The sequence below is a fragment of the Cedecea neteri NBRC 105707 = ATCC 33855 genome, assembly GCF_001571265.1.
Taxonomy (GTDB): domain Bacteria; phylum Pseudomonadota; class Gammaproteobacteria; order Enterobacterales; family Enterobacteriaceae; genus Cedecea; species Cedecea neteri.
This window is the reverse complement of sequence record NZ_BCTL01000120.1, coordinates 1-1,172: the sequence shown is the minus strand read 5'-3', so window position 1 is coordinate 1,172 and position 1,172 is coordinate 1. Positions and strand designations below refer to the sequence as shown.

Sequence of the window (1,172 nt, the reverse complement as noted above, 5' to 3'; positions counted from 1 at the left end):
CAACAAAAAGAGGGATAAACATGGCGCAATCATCATGTCCACGATGCGGAAGCGAGCGCTTTGAAATGGCTGTCAAAAAGATCCTGAACGCCCGATTGCCTATAACATTCGTTCAGTGCGCATCCTGCGGCACCGTTGTCGGTACGGTTGAGCATGAATGCGCGGCAGAGCTGGTTCATAAGCTGGCCAAAAAACTGAACGTTACTCTCGACTGAAACTATACCGGGCGCTATTCAGGGCCCGCTTTAGCTCGTCAATCCGCTCAGCATCAACAAGCTCCTTCAGATAAGCTTTGAAGTCTTCAGTAAACTGACCGCAGGTTGTCTCAAGCGCATGGGTGGATGCCCTGATCCCCTGTGGGGTTGCTTTCTGCTTTTCCGACGGTTTATTCGACATGGGAACCTCCGTTTACAGCCTGGCTTTCCAGCGCCGCTTCAATCTGCTCCAGCAGCGCTGATTTTGTCTGCCAGACCGTCTGGCCATAACCCCTGTCAGCCTGATAAATCTCACCATCACTGGTCTGCACCATCAGGTAATCGCCCTGGGCGAACACCCGAACAATGCTGTCTGCCCGCACGCTATTGCGCTCGCTGAGCGTAATAAATTGCTTAACGTGTTTGATGACTTCAGCCATATTTTTTCTCCACAATTTGTTGAAAGGCGGGCAGCACATCCATAAAGCCCGCCATCAGGGCCGGGTGCTTCTCACTGAGAAACGCCGCGAAATCTTCCATCACGCCCGCCGCTACCATCAGACGGTCGGTCTCGGGCAGAATGCGCCGACTGGCGGCCATCATCTTGTTAAAGCCGTCCTGCAGCTTAACCAGCAGATTCGCGTAATCCTCCGGGGGCATCTTCAGCCCCTCCGGGCTTTCACGGGCGGCGCGCAATCGCTCAATGGCGTACTGGTTATGCTCCAGATACTCCATCACCAGGGCGCGGGGAATATCTTCCGCCACGCCGGAGGTCAGGCGGCGAACGGCCCGCAGTTTGTCCCAGTCGTCGCCGTTCTCCCGCGCATCGCGCCGCCAGCGGACCACCGTCGCCACGCTGACACCGTGCATCGGCCCCAGCACCTCGGGGGCAATGCCCTGGCCGATATAATCCCGACGCACGGCGTCCCGCAGGACCTTCGGGTGCGCCATCAGTGGCCCCCGGTCCCGTCAATCAGA

Annotated in this window: 4 protein-coding genes; 1 reads left to right on the top strand and 3 read right to left on the bottom strand. The window is 57.3% G+C overall.

Features of this window, described 5'->3' with window-relative positions; all coding sequences use genetic code 11:
- Positions 1–215: hypothetical protein (locus CNE01S_RS25440; RefSeq protein WP_218009460.1), on the top strand; the 215-nt coding region annotated here is incomplete at its 5' end.
- Here CNE01S_RS25440 and CNE01S_RS24055 read toward each other — a convergent pair.
- Genes CNE01S_RS24055 through CNE01S_RS24045 form a run of 3 tightly spaced genes read right to left on the bottom strand, consistent with a single transcriptional unit; the run spans position 202 to position 1,145 of the window.
- Positions 202–396: a hypothetical protein gene (locus CNE01S_RS24055; RefSeq protein ID WP_061279230.1), complete on the bottom strand. Its 195-nt coding sequence runs from the start codon at positions 394–396 to the stop codon at positions 202–204. The genes CNE01S_RS25440 and CNE01S_RS24055 overlap by 14 nt on opposite strands.
- Positions 386–634: a hypothetical protein gene (locus CNE01S_RS24050; RefSeq protein WP_061279229.1), complete on the bottom strand. Its 249-nt coding sequence runs from the start codon at positions 632–634 to the stop codon at positions 386–388. The genes CNE01S_RS24055 and CNE01S_RS24050 overlap by 11 nt, the downstream gene beginning before the upstream one ends.
- Positions 627–1,145, bottom strand: coding sequence for a DUF1804 family protein (locus CNE01S_RS24045; RefSeq protein ID WP_061279227.1), 519 nt, complete (start codon positions 1,143–1,145; stop codon positions 627–629). The genes CNE01S_RS24050 and CNE01S_RS24045 overlap by 8 nt, the downstream gene beginning before the upstream one ends.
- Positions 1,146–1,172: the final 27 nt, after the last annotated feature.